Source organism: Flavobacterium sp. XN-5 (assembly GCF_008033395.2).
Classification (GTDB): Bacteria; Bacteroidota; Bacteroidia; order Flavobacteriales; family Flavobacteriaceae; genus Flavobacterium; species Flavobacterium hiemivividum.
The window spans coordinates 220,949-237,124 of the sequence record NZ_VOGZ02000005.1; the positions used below are offsets into that span (position 1 = coordinate 220,949).

11 protein-coding genes, 3 tRNA genes and 1 pseudogene are annotated in these 16,176 nt (G+C 33.1%); 7 read left to right on the forward strand and 8 right to left on the reverse strand.

What is annotated here, in order from left to right; all coding sequences use genetic code 11:
* Nucleotides 1-4: 4 nt before the first annotated feature.
* The 4 genes from FQU23_RS10765 to FQU23_RS10780 all read right to left on the reverse strand — a co-directional run bounded on the left by FQU23_RS10765 (nt 5) and on the right by FQU23_RS10780 (nt 7,816).
* On the reverse strand, nt 5-856 hold the full coding sequence (locus tag FQU23_RS10765) for an N-acetylglucosamine kinase (protein ID WP_132111163.1): 852 nt from the start codon (nt 854-856) through the stop codon (nt 5-7).
* A 126-nt stretch (nt 857-982) separates the two neighbouring features.
* Entirely contained in the window at nt 983-1,987 is a 1,005-nt protein-coding gene (gene gap, locus FQU23_RS10770) for a type I glyceraldehyde-3-phosphate dehydrogenase (protein WP_147673826.1), read from the reverse strand.
* Nucleotides 1,988-2,065: 78 nt separating this feature from the next.
* Nucleotides 2,066-3,052 carry a 6-phosphofructokinase gene (gene pfkA / locus FQU23_RS10775; protein ID WP_132111159.1) on the reverse strand — a complete coding sequence of 329 codons (987 nt, stop codon included), beginning with the start codon at nt 3,050-3,052 and terminating at the stop codon, nt 2,066-2,068.
* A 357-nt stretch (nt 3,053-3,409) separates the two neighbouring features.
* On the reverse strand, nt 3,410-7,816 hold the full coding sequence (locus FQU23_RS10780) for a translocation/assembly module TamB domain-containing protein (RefSeq protein ID WP_147673884.1): 4,407 nt from the start codon (nt 7,814-7,816) through the stop codon (nt 3,410-3,412).
* A 232-nt stretch (nt 7,817-8,048) separates the two neighbouring features.
* Between FQU23_RS10780 and tsaD the strand changes: the two genes are divergently transcribed.
* The 7 genes and pseudogenes from tsaD (at nt 8,049) to FQU23_RS10815 (ending at nt 14,845) form a co-directional block, all read left to right on the forward strand.
* Entirely contained in the window at nt 8,049-9,071 is a 1,023-nt protein-coding gene (gene tsaD, locus FQU23_RS10785; RefSeq protein ID WP_147673827.1) for a tRNA (adenosine(37)-N6)-threonylcarbamoyltransferase complex transferase subunit TsaD, read from the forward strand.
* A gap of 3 nt (nt 9,072-9,074) precedes the next feature.
* On the forward strand, nt 9,075-9,782 hold the full coding sequence (locus FQU23_RS10790) for a 16S rRNA (uracil(1498)-N(3))-methyltransferase (RefSeq protein ID WP_147673828.1): 708 nt from the start codon (nt 9,075-9,077) through the stop codon (nt 9,780-9,782).
* A 109-nt stretch (nt 9,783-9,891) separates the two neighbouring features.
* Nucleotides 9,892-10,530 carry a DUF4159 domain-containing protein gene (locus FQU23_RS10795; RefSeq protein WP_147673829.1) on the forward strand — a complete coding sequence of 213 codons (639 nt, stop codon included), beginning with the start codon at nt 9,892-9,894 and terminating at the stop codon, nt 10,528-10,530.
* A gap of 443 nt (nt 10,531-10,973) precedes the next feature.
* A pseudogene (locus FQU23_RS10800) lies at nt 10,974-11,922 on the forward strand (zinc metalloprotease).
* A 79-nt stretch (nt 11,923-12,001) separates the two neighbouring features.
* Nucleotides 12,002-13,093 carry an AI-2E family transporter gene (locus tag FQU23_RS10805; protein ID WP_147673830.1) on the forward strand — a complete coding sequence of 364 codons (1,092 nt, stop codon included), beginning with the start codon at nt 12,002-12,004 and terminating at the stop codon, nt 13,091-13,093.
* A 1-nt stretch (nt 13,094) separates the two neighbouring features.
* On the forward strand, nt 13,095-14,273 hold the full coding sequence (locus FQU23_RS10810) for a THUMP-like domain-containing protein (RefSeq protein ID WP_147673831.1): 1,179 nt from the start codon (nt 13,095-13,097) through the stop codon (nt 14,271-14,273).
* Between the two features lie 5 nt (nt 14,274-14,278).
* Nucleotides 14,279-14,845, forward strand: a complete 567-nt coding sequence (locus FQU23_RS10815) for a hypothetical protein (protein ID WP_147673832.1) — start codon at nt 14,279-14,281, stop codon at nt 14,843-14,845.
* 1 nt (nt 14,846) lies between these two features.
* Here FQU23_RS10815 and FQU23_RS10820 read toward each other — a convergent pair whose 3' ends face one another.
* From FQU23_RS10820 to FQU23_RS10835, 4 genes are all read right to left on the reverse strand, one after another.
* Nucleotides 14,847-15,503, reverse strand: coding sequence for a M15 family metallopeptidase (locus FQU23_RS10820; RefSeq protein WP_147673833.1), 657 nt, complete (start codon nt 15,501-15,503; stop codon nt 14,847-14,849).
* An 81-nt stretch (nt 15,504-15,584) separates the two neighbouring features.
* Nucleotides 15,585-15,658: transfer RNA gene (locus FQU23_RS10825), tRNA-Arg, on the reverse strand.
* A 39-nt stretch (nt 15,659-15,697) separates the two neighbouring features.
* A tRNA-Pro gene (locus FQU23_RS10830) sits at nt 15,698-15,772 on the reverse strand.
* 98 nt (nt 15,773-15,870) lie between these two features.
* Nucleotides 15,871-15,954 (reverse strand) — tRNA-Ser (locus FQU23_RS10835).
* Between the last annotated feature and the right edge of the window lie 222 nt (nt 15,955-16,176).

A 16,176-nucleotide genomic window follows, 5' to 3' on the forward strand; every position in this document is an offset into this window, starting at 1 on the left:
CCATTTATTTATTTGCAATATGATAGGCGATTAATCCATCAATAGGTCGTCTAAGCACATTTCCCAACTTTAAATCGTATTTTTCGAATGTTTGCTCTAATTCCTCTTTCAAATAGAAAGCAATAGAACCTACAAAATGTACTGGTACTTCTTTGTGATTATCAAATTGTTTGATATAGTTTTTTACGAAAGATTTCATTCCTTTGAAAATAATTTTCTTACAGAATTCAGTATCTTTATTTTGAATTAAAAACTTTGCAAAAGTGGCTAAATAAGCATTCGGATTGGCTTCTTTGTACAATTTATTTTTAATAAAATCAGGGTCTACATTGTACTCTTTTTCGAATTTAGCTGCTAAATCTTTAGGCATTTTATTGAAATAATACTTGCGTATCAACTCTTTCCCAAAAACATTACCGCTACAATCATCCATGATAATATATCCTAACGACTGTACTTTTTGATGCAATTCTTTTCCGTCAAAATAACTACAATTAGATCCAGTTCCAAGGATGGAAACAATCGCTTGCTGCCCCTTTGGAGTAGTGGCATAAACCGCCGCATAAGTATCTTCCTCAACTGTAACAATGGCATTCGTAAAATAGCTTTGAAAAGCTTGCGAAAGATTTACTTTCATTCTATCTGTACCGCAACCTGCACCATAAAAAAACAAATGAGTAGCCGTCTTTTTACTCTGAACGATATCAAAACGATCATTCAAACGTTCGATTATTTGTTCATTTTCAAGAATTTCAGGATTTAATCCCAATGTTTGCGTGGTAAATAATACTTTTCCATCATCGTCAATCGCAATCCAATCGGCTTTTGTGGAACCACTGTCAACTATTAATCTCATTTCTTTTACTATTTGGTTATCTTCTCTTTCTTCTAAATCTAATAAAACTATGTTTTACTTTAATTTATCGCTAAAATAAAAAAAATCCCGTCTAAAAACTAAAAACGGGATTTTTTAAAATTTTGATTATTTTAATCCTGAAATATGAACTGATAAATCAATTAATTTACTTGAATATCCATATTCATTATCATACCAAGATATGATTTTGAAAAAAGTAGAATTCAAACCAATTCCAGCATTTGCATCGATAATTGATGTTCTTGGATCTGAAACGAAATCTTGAGAAACAACTAAATCTTCAGTATATCCTAAGATTCCTTTCATTGTAGTTTCTGAAGCTGTTTTTAAAACTGCCATAATCTCTTCGTATGAAGTTTCTTTAGCCACTTTTACTGTTAAATCAACTGCAGAAACGTCTGTTGTAGGAACACGGAAAGCCATACCAGTTAATTTTCCATTCAATTCAGGAATTACTTTACCAACTGCTTTTGCAGCTCCAGTAGAAGAAGGTATTATATTAACAGATGCAGCACGTCCACCTCTCCAGTCTTTTCTAGAAGGACCATCAGTAGTCATTTGAGTTGATGTTGTAGCATGTACAGTGGTCATCAAAGCCTCAACAATTCCAAAATTATCATTTATTACTTTAGCCAATGGAGCTAAACAGTTTGTGGTACAAGATGCGTTAGAAACGATCAAGTCAGAAGCTTTAGCTTCAGTATGATTTACTCCCATTACAAACATTGGAGCATCAGCAGAAGGAGCAGAAATAATTACTTTCTTAGCACCACCTTTGATGTGCTCATTAGCAGTTTCAACTGTAGTAAAGAAACCAGTACATTCAGCAACTACATCTACATCAACTTCATTCCATTTCAAGTCAGCTGGATTTCTTTCAGCAGTAATACGGATGTTTTTCCCGTTTACAAAAAGTTGTCCGTCTTTAACTTCTACTTCACCTGCAAAACGTCCATGAACTGAATCGTATTTCAATAAGTAAGCTAAGTGATCTACATCTAATAAATCGTTAATTGCTACTACTTCTACATTATCTCTATTAAAAGATTCTCTAAAAACAATTCTTCCAATTCTTCCAAAACCGTTTATTCCTAATTTTACTTTTGACATCTTAATTAAATTTTTTGTTTATTTTTCCTAACCCTCATTTAAAGTCTAATTTCCTCACAATAAACTTCACTTTTATTTTTATGTTGACATGATCTCAGAGACTCTTAACAACTCTCTGTCAATTTCAGTTTTTCCTTTAATTGCTTGTTCTAAAGGTGTCAATGAAATCTTATCATTTTGTAATCCAACCATGTAATTTGATTTTCCTTCGATCAATGACTCGACCGCTTTCACTCCTAATCTACTTGCTAAAACTCTATCAAAACAAGAAGGTGATCCACCGCGTTGCATGTGACCTAATACTGAAACTCTAACATCATATTCTGGTAAATTAGCTTCTACATAATCTTTTAATTCGAATACATTTTTTCCAATTTTATCTCCTTCAGCGATAACAACTATACTAGATGATTTTCCAGAAGCCTTACTTTTTTGTAAAGATTCTAATAGCCTGTCTAATCCTAAATCCTCTTCGGGAATAAGAATTTCTTCGGCACCAGCACCAATTCCAGCATTCAAAGCAATATGACCAGCATCTCTACCCATCACCTCTACAAAGAACAAACGATTATGTGAGCTTGCGGTATCTCTAATTTTATCAATGACATCCACCACTGTATTCAGAGCTGTATCATATCCTAAGGTATGACTAGTCCCAAAAATATCATTATCAATTGTTCCTGGAATTCCCATTACTGGGAAATTAAATTCAGAATTAAATAGTAATGCTCCGGTAAAAGAACCGTCACCACCAATTACTACCAAAGCATCAATTCCCGCTTTCACAAGATTTTCATGTGCTTTTATTCTACCTTCAGGCGTTCTGAATTCAAGAGATCTTGCTGATTTTAAAACTGTTCCTCCTTTATTTACAATGTTATTCACACTTCGAGGTCCCATTTCTTTGAAGTCTCCTTCAATCATTCCTTGATAACCTCTATAAATTCCTATACATTCTATGTTATGGTAAGCACAAGTTCGAACAACTGATCGAATTGCAGCATTCATTCCCGGCGAATCTCCACCAGAAGTTAGCACCCCTACTTTTTTTATTGTTTTTGGCATTATTTAAGTATTAAAGCGTAAATTTAGCAAACAAATTACACTTTTAGCGTTATGTCTTTACTAAATTAGTTAAGCGAACTAAATTCAAACGTTTTCGTTGATAAGTTTTCGAAATAACATCAAAAACCTCCATTTTTTTTCAAAATAAGTTGAATTTGTTAATTATAATTTAATAATTAACTGTTTTTTGCCTTAAATAGTGTTTTTATAGCATTAAACACCCAGAAGTAAAAGTGTCATTTTCACAGCTCTCTTATTTAGATAAGGTGCTGTGCTACAAAATCCAACAAGTAGATCTGGACTTTTAAATAAAGTAGTAATAACGTTAACTAGCAGGTACTATACAATCGCAACAAATTAGTCCTCCTCAGGAATTCTTCCTTCATTATTTTTCTTCGGAGTTTCCGTTTTAGGAGTCGTCGGCTTAGAGAAATTAATATATTCTGGAGCTAGGTTCGAATCTTGGAATTGCTGACTGTAGTTACTTTCGACACCTAATTTATGATTCTTAAAAATTATATTAACGAATTCTTTGAAGGTATCAAAATCGACTTCATAAGTCACCCCTACTCCTTGAGTATATCCGATTCCTTCTCCGATATAATTGATGTCATTTTCACGATTAAACAAACGCAAATTAAGTGTTCCGTCTTCATTAACCCTGTATTGAATTTCTAAATCCCCAACTATCGCCGACTCATTAATACCTCCAAAAGGCACCCCTACTTTACCGTTAATTGTAATTCTCTCATTAACCTTTGATGAAATCGTTGCCACAAACCTTCCGTCAGTTTCTTTTCCTATTCGTCGATCTGCGGAGATATAATTAAGTCCAACTTTGAATTTTTCATCATCCGATTTTATAATTCCTCCTAATAAACTAGAGGCCGTTTCGAACAAACTTCCAGAAAAATCAGACTGACTAACACCTTCAGCACTTAAAAATCCTCCTGTAGACAATAGATAAAGTGCTTGCGTTTGTCTAACATCTTTATCATTTAGTTTGTATTGAATCTCTGATTTTAAAACACTACTAACGGTTGGGAATTCGATATTAAAATCTGGTTCTGGACTTGCTAAATCTCCACGTATTCCAATTACTACTTCAACTGGAACTTTTCTATTAAAAGATGAGTTTTCAAGTAAAACAGATGGATTAGCAATCGTTTTATAAACGGCTTCTAAATTTAATTGTGCTCGCATTGGATTCCCTTCCCATGAAATAGAACCTCCTTTTTTTACATCAAATTTCTTATCTATTAATCCTCCATACTTAAAATTATAAGAACCTTCATAGGCCTGGAAATCTCCCCACATATTAAATTTACCTAATGTATTTATCTTAAATAGTAAGGATCCAAAACCTTTTCCTTTAATACCATGTCCTGAGTTTCGATCTAAAATTACCTCCACTTCAGCATCAGGTGTAATATCAAGATCAAACTCTAATTCCAGTCCCTTATAATTCCTCGTATCTTCAACAATTCCCATTTGGATATTGTATTTTTCTTTTGGAGTTAAGAAGTGAACAAAAGAATTATCACTTACGCTTTCAGCATAATTTATTGGGATTTTAACTTCGGTACCTTTCTCAGATTTAGCCTGAACCTTTATAAACAAACCATTTGTAGGTCCTTTTATAGTGGCATTACCATCTATAAAAGCTGTACCATAATAAGCGGCGTCTTCTTTGTCGACAGTATTTAAAACAAGAAGTTTCTTAGTACTTACCGCCAAATCCAGTTTCCAATCGCCGAAATTATGATGCTCGATACTTCCGTTTAAAGATCCCTTTGTTCCAAATTTAGAATCAGTTAATGTGTTATTTCTAAACAAGAACTTCTGACCAATTAAATCAATTATAGATCGATCATTTAATTCATAATCTACATTTAAATAAGGAATTGTCAAGCCAGTCTTTTCAACATACAATCGTCCGTTAATATCTGGTCTGTCTAAATTACCTTGAATTGTAGAGTTTCCGCTAACCAATCCTCTTATATTAGATATTACGTCTCCTCCTAGCGAACTTAAAATCCCCAAATCAAATTTGGCAAATTTAAGTTTCATATCAAGAATCGTTTTATTATCTATAATTTCGAAATTACCAAAAGCATTAAACGATTCAAAATTCTTATTTTCTAAAAAGGAATTTATGGTAAACTTCTCTAAATTTTCATCTCCTTCAATATCAAATTTCAAATCACCCAGATCTGTTTTATTGATGTTTAAATGATCAATTAAGAGCGAAGCCGTTGGTTTATAAACTGCTTTATTCTGTTTAAAACTAATATCGCCATTTATATTTCCTCTAAACACAAACTTTTCATCTTCGGGTGTGATTTTATAGAGATCAACATCCTTAAAACTGAGCTGTAAATCCTTATTAGTATTGTCTTTTATAGTTCCTTTTAGCGATATCTCTTGGTCTTCATGAGACAATATTATATCGTCTATCTTCCAATTTTTAAATGACTTATCAAAGACAATTTGGTTATTAGGCGTTTCTTTTTCATTTAAAAACCACAAGTAGTCTTTAAATTTCATTTCAGATTTACTCAATCCTACCACATTGTCGTTGTCCTTATTAATAGTGTGATATAAGTTTAAATTAAAATAATCCTCTCCTTTTGGTCCACCTTTAAACTCTGATCTAAAGAACAAAGTGTCTTTCATCGTTACATTTATCAGACTAAAATCACGGATTTTATAGTGCTTCGTTTTAATACTATCTAACTCAATATATGCATTGTATAATGGGTTTTTATTATCAATTGACACTCTTATATTGTCAAAAGTATTTTTTGAAGCTACAATTTGTGGTGAATTAAATTTCAGTTTAAATTCTTGATTGTCTGATTTTATATTTCCTTTTACAACAGTATTTGATCCAATGGCAATTTCTGGATAAAATAACTCAATAATTTTACTATAAATCGTGAAATCAAATTTCAAAAACTGTCCCTTACTAACTTTATTGGGTTTAAAATTCGTGTACAAACTTCCTAATGAGTTCTTAACCAAATTCCCAAGTTCGCTAAACTGAAATTTCCCTATAATTTCACCTTCAATAATATCAGGAGAGTTCACCGTAATCGTACGAACCCTCTCTGCATCAAAGCTGGAAGAGATATTAAAATCATCAAAATTATAGGTGTCTTTTCCATTGCGATAAGACGTTTCCTTTATAAATACGTTTCCTTGTAAATTTTCAATCGAATTTCCAGTAACTTGCACGATTACATCTCCTTTAAATACTGAAATGGAATCTTTAACTAATTTCAGCTTGTTTAAATCGGCATTTTCTACTTCAATATGAAAATCATATTTGTTTTCTCTATTGGTTAAATCTAATAAACCATCAAAATTCATGGTTAGATTCGGATCATTTACTGAAATCTGACCTTTATAATTAGGCGCTTTAAAGTTACCGTTTACCACTACATTAGAATAGGTGTAATTCTTAAAACCTATTTTAGTAACATCTCCTTTTAATGCCGTATTTAGATATTTTTCGGTAAAACCTTTCCCATCTACGTCTATGTTCATGGTGATTTTACCCAAATCTTTTTTATCCAACAATACTCCTAAATCAAAATTATCTAGAATAACATTCCCCATATAAGAAGCTTTGTCAATAAAATCAATGCTTTCCATCCTGAAGAACGATTTTACACTACCTATATCAGTGTCCATTTTAAAATCGGCATCGATTGAAGTGGTGCTTAGCTGAGAATTTCCAACTAACGTAAACCTGCCCAGTTTTTTTAACTCAACCGGTAGTTTCTTTCCTAAAATATTAGGTAATATGGTTACTAAATTATCATAACTGCTAGAAAGTCTGGTAAAATCACCATCCATATAAAATTTCTGATCCTTGTTTCCAAAAAGATTTTTGAAATTTATAGTCCCAAATATTTGAGAATTTCTGGAGTCAACAAGGCCTAATTTATTTATTTTCAAATCATTTAACGGTCCTAGAACATCGGCATTAATTTTAAAAAACTGGTTTTTACCTAGTTCATTGTAGAAATGTCTAATATCATTAGTGGCAATTTGGGACGATTTTATTTTAACATCAAATTTCACATTATCAGTAAATTTCGAAAAATCACCTGGTTTATAATTTAAAATTACATTTGCCTTAAATTTTGATTCTTTAGTAGACAAGTCAAGTTTGTCAAATTGTATTTTGTTTCTAGCATAGGTAAATTTAGAACTCATATTTACAACATACAAGCCACGATGATCTAGAAAAGACATTTTATCTATGTTTGCTTTTAAATCAGGTCCATATAATAAAAAATCACTAAGCGTTGTGTTTAACCTCGTAAAGTCAACGTCAACTGGGGTTGCTTTATTTTCATCAGTAATACTAAACCGAGCATCGGTGATATTTGCATTGTCAACTTTTAATAAAAATTTTCTTGTCGAGGGTTTATCACTGTCGAAAGCCGCTATAAATTTATTTAGATTCGTTTCGTCTTCGTTTTTATATAATTTAATTTTAAAGAGCAAACCATCAAGTCTAACGTCTCCAAAAATCAAGTCGCCTTCCAGAATTTTTTTTCCTTCTAGTATATTAGTGTTTACTATTTTAGAAAAAATTAAAGTATCCTTATGATGATCTAGAATCAAAACATTTTTAAATTTCACCCCGCCAAAAACGGATAGTCGTACAGATTCAATAGAAATATCAGTACCAAAATCTTTATTAAGGCTATTTGTAAAATGCTTCGCTATTTTAGTCTGAAAATAAGGCATCGAAAGGGCAATCCCCAGCAGCAGCAAAAGCACAATTAGTCCCAGAATGAAACGAAGAATTATTTTAACGAATTTTTTGATACCTATTGATGTTTTATTTTTATCCTAAAATACTATTTTGCCCAAGGAAAGAGCGGCACCTTTAATAAAAATTCTTTAATTTTGGCTGCGCCGTAAAATTATAAAAAATAAAATCGGTTTGTAACTATAATTCAAAAATTTGTGCCTTTTTATGCAAAATTCCGAGGTTTTTATTCTTGCTATCGAAAGTTCCTGTGATGACACGGCTGCGGCCGTTTTACATAACGACAAAGTACTGTCAAATGTTGTGGCAAACCAACTCATTCACGCTCAATATGGAGGTGTTGTCCCCGAATTAGCTTCGCGTGCACATCAACAAAATATTGTTCCCGTTATAGATGCGGCACTTCGCAAAGCAAATATTAGTAAAGAACAGCTGTCAGCAATCGCATTCACCCAAGGTCCCGGACTCATGGGATCGTTACTTGTAGGAAGTTCTTTTGCTAAATCAATGGCTTTAGCCTTAAATATTCCGCTGATTTCTGTAAATCACATGCACGCTCATATTTTAGCTCATTTTATAGATGAAGAAGGATTTGATAAACCTAACTTTCCGTTTCTGGCGCTAACCATTAGTGGCGGTCATACTCAAATTGTACAAGTAAATAACTTTTTTGATATGACTATCATCGGTGAAACTACAGATGATGCTGTGGGCGAAGCATTCGATAAAAGCGCAAAAATACTAGGTCTTCCCTATCCAGGCGGCCCTTTGGTTGACAAGCATGCACAACTTGGAAACACAAAAGCATTTGCTTTTACTAAACCCAAAGTTCCTGGATTGAACTTTAGCTTTTCAGGTTTGAAAACAGCTATATTGTATTTTGTACAAAAGAAAAAATTAGAAAACCCTGATTTTATTTCTGAAAACATGGATGATATCTGCGCCTCGATACAATATACCATTGTTGAGATTTTAATGGACAAATTAAAACTAGCAGTAAAAGAAACTGGTATTAAACAAATCGCCATCGGTGGTGGCGTATCAGCTAATTCTGGAATTAGAAAAGCCATTAAAGATGCAGAGCAGAAATACAGTTGGAAAACATACGTTCCAAAATTCGAATATACTACTGATAATGCTGCAATGATTGGAATTGTAGGTTATCAAAAATTTTTATCACAACAATTTGAAACTGCAGCAGTAGTTTCTAAAGCACGAATACAATTCTAAATTATGCAATTATTTTATAATCCAAATATTGACGAAACGACCGAAACTTTTACTTTTGACAAGGTAGAAAGCAAACACATTATAAAAGTATTACGTAAAAAAGACACTGATATTTTACATGTTACCAATGGAGCAGGTTGTCTATTCGAAACTGAAATCACCTTAGCCTCCGACAGTAAATGCACGGTAAAGATTATTTCTTTCCAAAAGAAACCAAAATCAAAATACCATTTACATCTGGCTGTGGCTCCTACAAAAATGAACGACCGTTACGAATGGTTCCTTGAAAAAGCAACAGAGATAGGTGTTCATGAAATTACACCTATAATATGTGACCGTTCTGAAAGGAAAGTGATCAACAACGAGCGATTTGACAAAATCATTTTGGCTGCCATGAAACAGTCAAACGAATTGTATCTTCCAAAATTAAATGAAGCCGTTACCTTAAAAGATTTTATTAAAACTAAAAATGAAGGATTGCAATTAATAGCACATTGTGAGGAAACAGATAAGAAAACATTAAAATCAATTTTAAAACCAAATGAAGATATCACCATGCTTATAGGTCCTGAAGGTGATTTTTCTGAAAAAGAAATCGCAATGGCAATCGAGAATGGATTCGTCGCTGTATCTTTAGGCAATACTAGATTAAGAACAGAAACTGCTGCAATAGTTGCCTGTCACAGTGTTGCATTTTTCAACGAAGACTAGAAAACAGTACAATTAATCGTGAAACTAATATTATAAGCTTCTTTTTTTTAGACATTCAAGGTTTATTTCGAATACCGATAGCGCTTTAAACAAACAATACAGATTGACTATGAAAAGAATATATCTTATTTTACTTTTAACCTCCATCTCCTCTTTTTCGCAAGAGATTGCTTTATTAAAATATAGCGGCGGTGGAGACTGGTACGCTAATCCCACTTCGCTACCTAATCTTATTAAGTACAGTAACGCAAACAATAATACTAGGATAAATACTAAGCCAGCAACGGTAGAGCCCGGCAGCCCAGATTTGTTTTCATATCCCTTTATTCATATGACGGGACATGGAAATGTAACTTTTAATAATACCGAAGTTAGCAATCTAAAAAAATATTTGAGTGCTGGAGGATTTCTTCATATTGACGATAATTACGGGATGGATCAATACATTAGAAAAGAAATAAAAAAGATATTTCCAAGTAATCCATTAAGTGAAATCCCAGCTTCACATATAATATTTCAAAAACCCTATCTCTTTTCTAGTGGATTACCCAAAATCCATGAACACGACGGGAATCGTCCGCAAGCTTTTGGAATTTTCGTAGAAAATAGACTAGTCTTACTATACACTTTCGAATCTGATTTAGGTAATGGCTGGGAAGATCCAGAAGTCCACAACGATCCAGCCGCTGTTCGTGAAAAAGCATTAAAAATGGGAGCAAACATTATAAACTACATTTTTAGCAATTAACACTTTCGCAGGCTTCTTTATTACACCTAATTCAATTTCGAAAGAAATTCTTGGTCCACACAATGGACTGCAATTCTATTTTTTATTAGCCAAAAAGCGACTTTTTCTATTGGAAAATAGAAAAAACAAACTTAAAAAAAACTTCCCGCTCGTTCCATTAAAAGAAAAAAGTAAGATTTACTCTTCACTAAAATTACTTTAATTGACTTTATTAGAAAAAATAAAAGCAGAATATGGAGCAAAAAGTAGTACTAAGGTATCAGATAAATCTTTCTTATTAAATTTTCTTTAATTCTGTAAATTAAAAAAAGCGCGCGAAATAAGGACTCTTAAATAATTGTTAAAAAATACTTTTCACAATTATTTTTTTACAACTGGTTTTGTTATAAAATTGTCAAATGATTGCCCAAAATCATATTTAACTAACATAACCTTTAATTATTATGAAAAAGATTATTTTATCTGCAACAGCACTTATGATGCTTTTCTCCTGTCAAAATGACCAGACAGAATCAACAAACTTAAATGCAAATGCGATTAGCCAACGTGGTTGTGCTTCGCACGAAGTACTTGCAGCACAATTAGCCGCTGACCCAACCTTAGCGGTGCGAATGAATCAAATTGAAGCCTTTACTCAAAATGCTAAATTAACTGGTCGTTTAGTAAACGGAAAAGTTGAAATACCGGTTGTCGTAAACGTATTGTACAGAACTGCAGCTGAAAACATTTCAGATTCACAAATTCAATCTCAGATTGACGTTTTAAACGAAGATTTTAATGCAACGAACGCTGACTATAATGATGTTCCTGCCTTATTCTCTGGAGTAAAAGCAAATGTAGGGATAACATTTGTCCTCCAAAACATAGTAAGAAAATCAGTTAGAACTTGTTTCCTTTTCTACTAATGACGCCATGAAATCCTCAAATAAAGGGATTCCGCCTACTTCACCTTCAACGGTACTAAACATGTGGTCTTGTAATCTAGGTGGTGGTATTCTAGGATATGCTCAGTTTCCAGGTGGATCTTTAGCAACGGACGGAGTGGTAATAGACAACAATGCATTTGGTCGCACAGGCACCGTTTCTGGAGTTTACAACCTAGGAAGAACCGCTACTCACGAAGTAGGACACTGGATGAACCTACGTCACATTTGGGGCGACGCAACTTGCGGAAGTGATTCTGTTGATGATACACCTTCACACAATACTGCAAATTATGGTGTTCCTGCTTACCCACATTATAGTACTTGCACTGGTACTCCAGTGGAAATGACAATGAACTATATGGATTATACAGATGACCGAGGTATGTATATGTTCTCTAACGGACAAAAAAGTAGAATGGCTGCTATATTTATTTCCGGAGGCGCGAGAGCCGGTTTTGGGATCTAAACTATGGTAAAAATAAGAATACTGAAACTCGCTACTTGTTAGCGAGTTTTTTTTATCTTTAGCTCCAAAATAAAAATTAATGGTCACGTCTAGAATTATAGCATCAGGAATATTAAAGGCAATAGCCGTCGTAGTATTAACTACACTACTTCTTTATTTTCTCTACCAAATCCAATCCGTATTAATCTACTTGATTGTCGCTTTAATCCTTACCTTAATTGGAAATCCTATTTTAGATTTCTTTCGAAAACGATTAAAGTTCAACCATGTTTTTGCAACTATTGCTACCTTATTCATTTTTGTGATAATTATCGCCGGCTTCATAATGATGTTTATTCCTTTAATTTTATCTCAAGGTCAAAATCTATCGTTGTTAAATACTGCCGCTATTGAACAGCAGACGCTTCAATTAGTGAATCAAATAACTCAATTTTTAGAAAATCATCATATTGATTCATCTAAAGTCTTAGGCTCTGCAGATATTAGTTCTAAAATAAATTTCAACATTATTCCAAATTTTTTAAATGCAATTCTGGGAACCATAAGCAGTTTCGGAATGGGATTAGCCTCTGTATTGTTCATCACTTTTTTCTTTCTTAAAGAGCGAAAATCATTTATGTCGGGAGCAATAAAACTTATTCCGAACAGCCATGAAAACCAAGCACTTAACTCATTAGAAAAAATAAATTCCTTACTATCTCGTTATTTTATTGGATTATTACTCCAATTATTTATTGTTTTTATTTTATATCTTACCGTACTACTTATTTTTGGCGTTCCCAATCCGTTTATTATCGGTTTTTTATGCGCAGTTTTAAATATCATTCCATACATAGGCCCACTAATCGCATCCGTTTTAGCTGCGATTTTAACAATGCTAAGTAATCTCGGAAGTGATTTTCAGAGCGAAATTTTACCTACAACCATCTATGTATTAATTGGTTTCTGGATTGTTCAAATTATCGACAACAATCTATCACAGCCTATCATTTTTTCTAAAAGTGTCAGTTCACATCCATTAGAAATATTCCTTGTGATCCTTATTGCAGGTTTTCTTTTTGGCATTTTAGGAATGATTGCGGCAGTTCCACTATATACTATTCTAAAAGTGGTAGGTAAAGAATTTTTTCCGCAGAATAAAGTAATTCTCATGCTAACTAAAAACATTTAATTTGGATTCTAACATACTAAATTCTGAAATTCAAGAATTTATAGATCATAATATTGGAGTCAGTATTGCAAAATTGGCATTGCAAAAAAATCCGTTTCCAGAGGTAGAATGGATTGCTATTTTGAATCAAATTGAAGCCAAAACAAAGGCGAAAGACAAATTACCCAATTGGTTTAAGACCAAAAACATTATCTATCCCAGTAAAATTTCGATAGAACAAACTTCCTCTGAAAAAACGGCACACTATAAATCTACGATTGTATCTGGTGCCAAATTAATCGATCTTACAGGAGGTTTTGGCGTAGATGATTTTTATTTTTCTAAAAGTGTCAGCACGGTCGCTCACTGCGAAATTAATCCTGAATTATCTAAAATCGTAGCACATAATTATGACCAGTTAGGAATTGAAAATATTAGCTGCTACGCTGGAGACAGCGCAGCTACCCTAGAATCATTATACCAAAAATGGGACTGGATCTATATCGATCCTTCGAGACGCAATGATGCCAAAGGCAAAGTTTTTATGTTGAAAGACTGCCTACCAAGCGTTCCTGACAATCTTGACTTATATTTCAAAAATTCGGATGCTATTTTAATAAAAACCGCTCCTTTACTTGATATTGCTGCCGGCGTACTAGAGTTGCAAAATGTAAAAACCATTCATATTGTAGCTTTAGAAAATGATGTAAAAGAATTGCTGTGGGAATTGCATAAAGATTATCAGGGAAAAATTGAGATTAAGACAATTAACATTTTAAAAGATAAAACCGAAACTTTTGATTTTATTTGGAGTGATCAATCACAAACACCAAACTACGACTTACCTCAAAGCTATTTATACGAGCCCAATAGCGCGATAATGAAATCAGGAGGATTTGATGAAGTAGCCACTTTCTATGCTTTAAACAAACTGCACAAACATTCTCATTTATATACATCGGCAAACCTAATTTCTTTCCCTGGAAGAATTTTTGAGATCACACGTTGTATCCCTTACAGTAAAAATGAAATGAAAACTTATTTGCAGGATAAGAAAGCAAATATTACCACTAGAAACTTTCCAGATACGGTAGAAAATATTCGAAAAAAATGGAAAATAAAAGATGGAGGAAATCTCTATTGTTTTTTCACTACTGATGAGAATAACAATAAAATTGTTTTAATTTGCACCAAAATATAATAAAAATGAAACAACTCGCCATACTAGTATTCTTATTCATATCAGGGAATGTCCTTGCTCAAGCGCCATGCGATTATAGTGTTAACGTCACAGATTCTATAGGAACTTACAAATCTACTAAAGACCATATAATCTGGGAGAAAAACTTTGCAGGAAACTCCAGCTACATCTTCTATTCATTAGCAATGACAGATGGTTTACCAACATTGAATGTTCAAATGCTTCAAAAAAGTAAAGATTTTATGAAAGCCAATTGTTTTGATAAAAATTCTAAACTTTATTTACAGTTATTTAATGGGAAGATAGTGACTTTACTGCACATTGATCAAGAGAATTGCGGGTCGTTGATACGCGACGATAAAGGATATGACAATAGAGTTATTACGGCATCTTTTATGTTCCCAAAAGGAAGTTTTGAAGATCTAAAAAGTGCTCCAGTTTCCATGATGCGAATCAAATACTTAACTGAAAATGAAGATTATATACTCAAAAAGGAGTTTCAATCCGAATTAGATAATAAAGTTTACAAACCCGAAAACTACTTTATAAATAATTTAAAGTGTATCGAATAAGTTATTCGCAATCCCATTTCACATTAGAAACAGCATCTTTCAGTCCTGATTTTAGATTGTAATGCCACCATTCTGAATCGAAAGGCATAAAACCCGACGCTATCATTACGTTTTTTAATAACAGCCTATTGTCTTTCACCTCTTGTGAAAGCTTAGAATAACCATGACTGGCTTCGATACCAAAGAAATCAAAGCCAGTTCCCATATCCAGTTCGTTTCCTGCAGCATCGACCAAAGTGATATCTACTGCCCCACCTCTATTGTGAATAGATCCTTTAGCAGGATCAGCAACATATTTTGGATTGGAAACAATTGTCCACATTCTTTTTTGAATATCTAAGGGTCTGTAGCAATCAAAAAGCTTTATTCTATATCCTTTTTTAATAAATTCTTTATTGGCTTCCACCAATGCCGTTACCGTTTTTAAACGCAAAAAACATTCCGCACAATCGTATACCGTAGCTTTCAAAAAATTATCGTCAGTTGCATATTTCATATCATACACAAAATCGCTACTATAGTCCTTTAAATTTACAAATGTGGTGTCATGTAACTGAGCTAAGTTTGCATTATTGGCAGGGATTTCTATTTGTGCTTTACAAGAAATTATCGCAAAGCACGACAAGAAAAGAAAAAGTGATTTAGTAGGAAGCGTCATGATGTTATTTTTTTTATAAAAATAAAACATTTGAAATTATTATAAACAAAAAAAACGACACTATTACTAGTGTCGTTTTTGTGAAGGCAGAAGGATTCGAACCTTCGACCGCCTGCTTAGAAGGCAGGTGCTCTATCCAGCTGAGCTATGCCTCCATTTTTCTTTTAAAACTTAAATGGAAAAAGTTTATTCTGTCGGGGTGGCAGGATTCGAACCTGCGGCCTCCTGCTCCCAAAGCAGGCGCGATAACCGAGCTACGCTACACCCCGTAAAACATAAAATCATTATTATACTTTTTTCAAATAGCTCTCAAAATATTTGAGTTATTTAATTCGAAAATGCTATCTTTCGAAACAAAAAAAGTAAGCGGAGGGACAGGGACTCGAACCCTGGCACCGGTTACCCGATGACAGTTTAGCAAACTGCTCCATTACCACTCTGGCACCCCTCCAAGCTCAGAGAAACATGTCTCGTTTTGCGGTTGCAAATGTAACACTTCATTGCATTACTCACAACTATTTCAGGGCTTTTTTTTAATGTTTTTTCGCATTTTTATAAAACCACTTAACAATCAAACATATAGCTTGAAATAAAAATCATATTTATTTCGAGAAAAATATAATACCCAAATCAAAATCAGATTTTATATTAATTTGATTAAATTTGCTAGATA

Excerpts from the sequence above, each read along its gene's own strand:
- FQU23_RS10765 (WP_132111163.1), bottom strand. The coding sequence starts at position 856 with ATGAGATTAATAGTTGACAGTGGTTCCACAAAAGCCGATTGGATTGCG.
- gap (WP_147673826.1), bottom strand. The coding sequence starts at position 1,987 with ATGTCAAAAGTAAAATTAGGAATAAACGGTTTTGGAAGAATTGGAAGA.
- pfkA (WP_132111159.1), bottom strand. The coding sequence starts at position 3,052 with ATGCCAAAAACAATAAAAAAAGTAGGGGTGCTAACTTCTGGTGGAGAT.
- FQU23_RS10780 (WP_147673884.1), bottom strand. The coding sequence starts at position 7,816 with ATGCCTTATTTTCAGACTAAAATAGCGAAGCATTTTACAAATAGCCTT.
- tsaD (WP_147673827.1), top strand. The coding sequence starts at position 8,049 with ATGCAAAATTCCGAGGTTTTTATTCTTGCTATCGAAAGTTCCTGTGAT.
- FQU23_RS10790 (WP_147673828.1), top strand. The coding sequence starts at position 9,075 with ATGCAATTATTTTATAATCCAAATATTGACGAAACGACCGAAACTTTT.
- FQU23_RS10795 (WP_147673829.1), top strand. The coding sequence starts at position 9,892 with ATGAAAAGAATATATCTTATTTTACTTTTAACCTCCATCTCCTCTTTT.
- FQU23_RS10805 (WP_147673830.1), top strand. The coding sequence starts at position 12,002 with ATGGTCACGTCTAGAATTATAGCATCAGGAATATTAAAGGCAATAGCC.
- FQU23_RS10815 (WP_147673832.1), top strand. The coding sequence starts at position 14,279 with ATGAAACAACTCGCCATACTAGTATTCTTATTCATATCAGGGAATGTC.
- FQU23_RS10820 (WP_147673833.1), bottom strand. The coding sequence starts at position 15,503 with ATGACGCTTCCTACTAAATCACTTTTTCTTTTCTTGTCGTGCTTTGCG.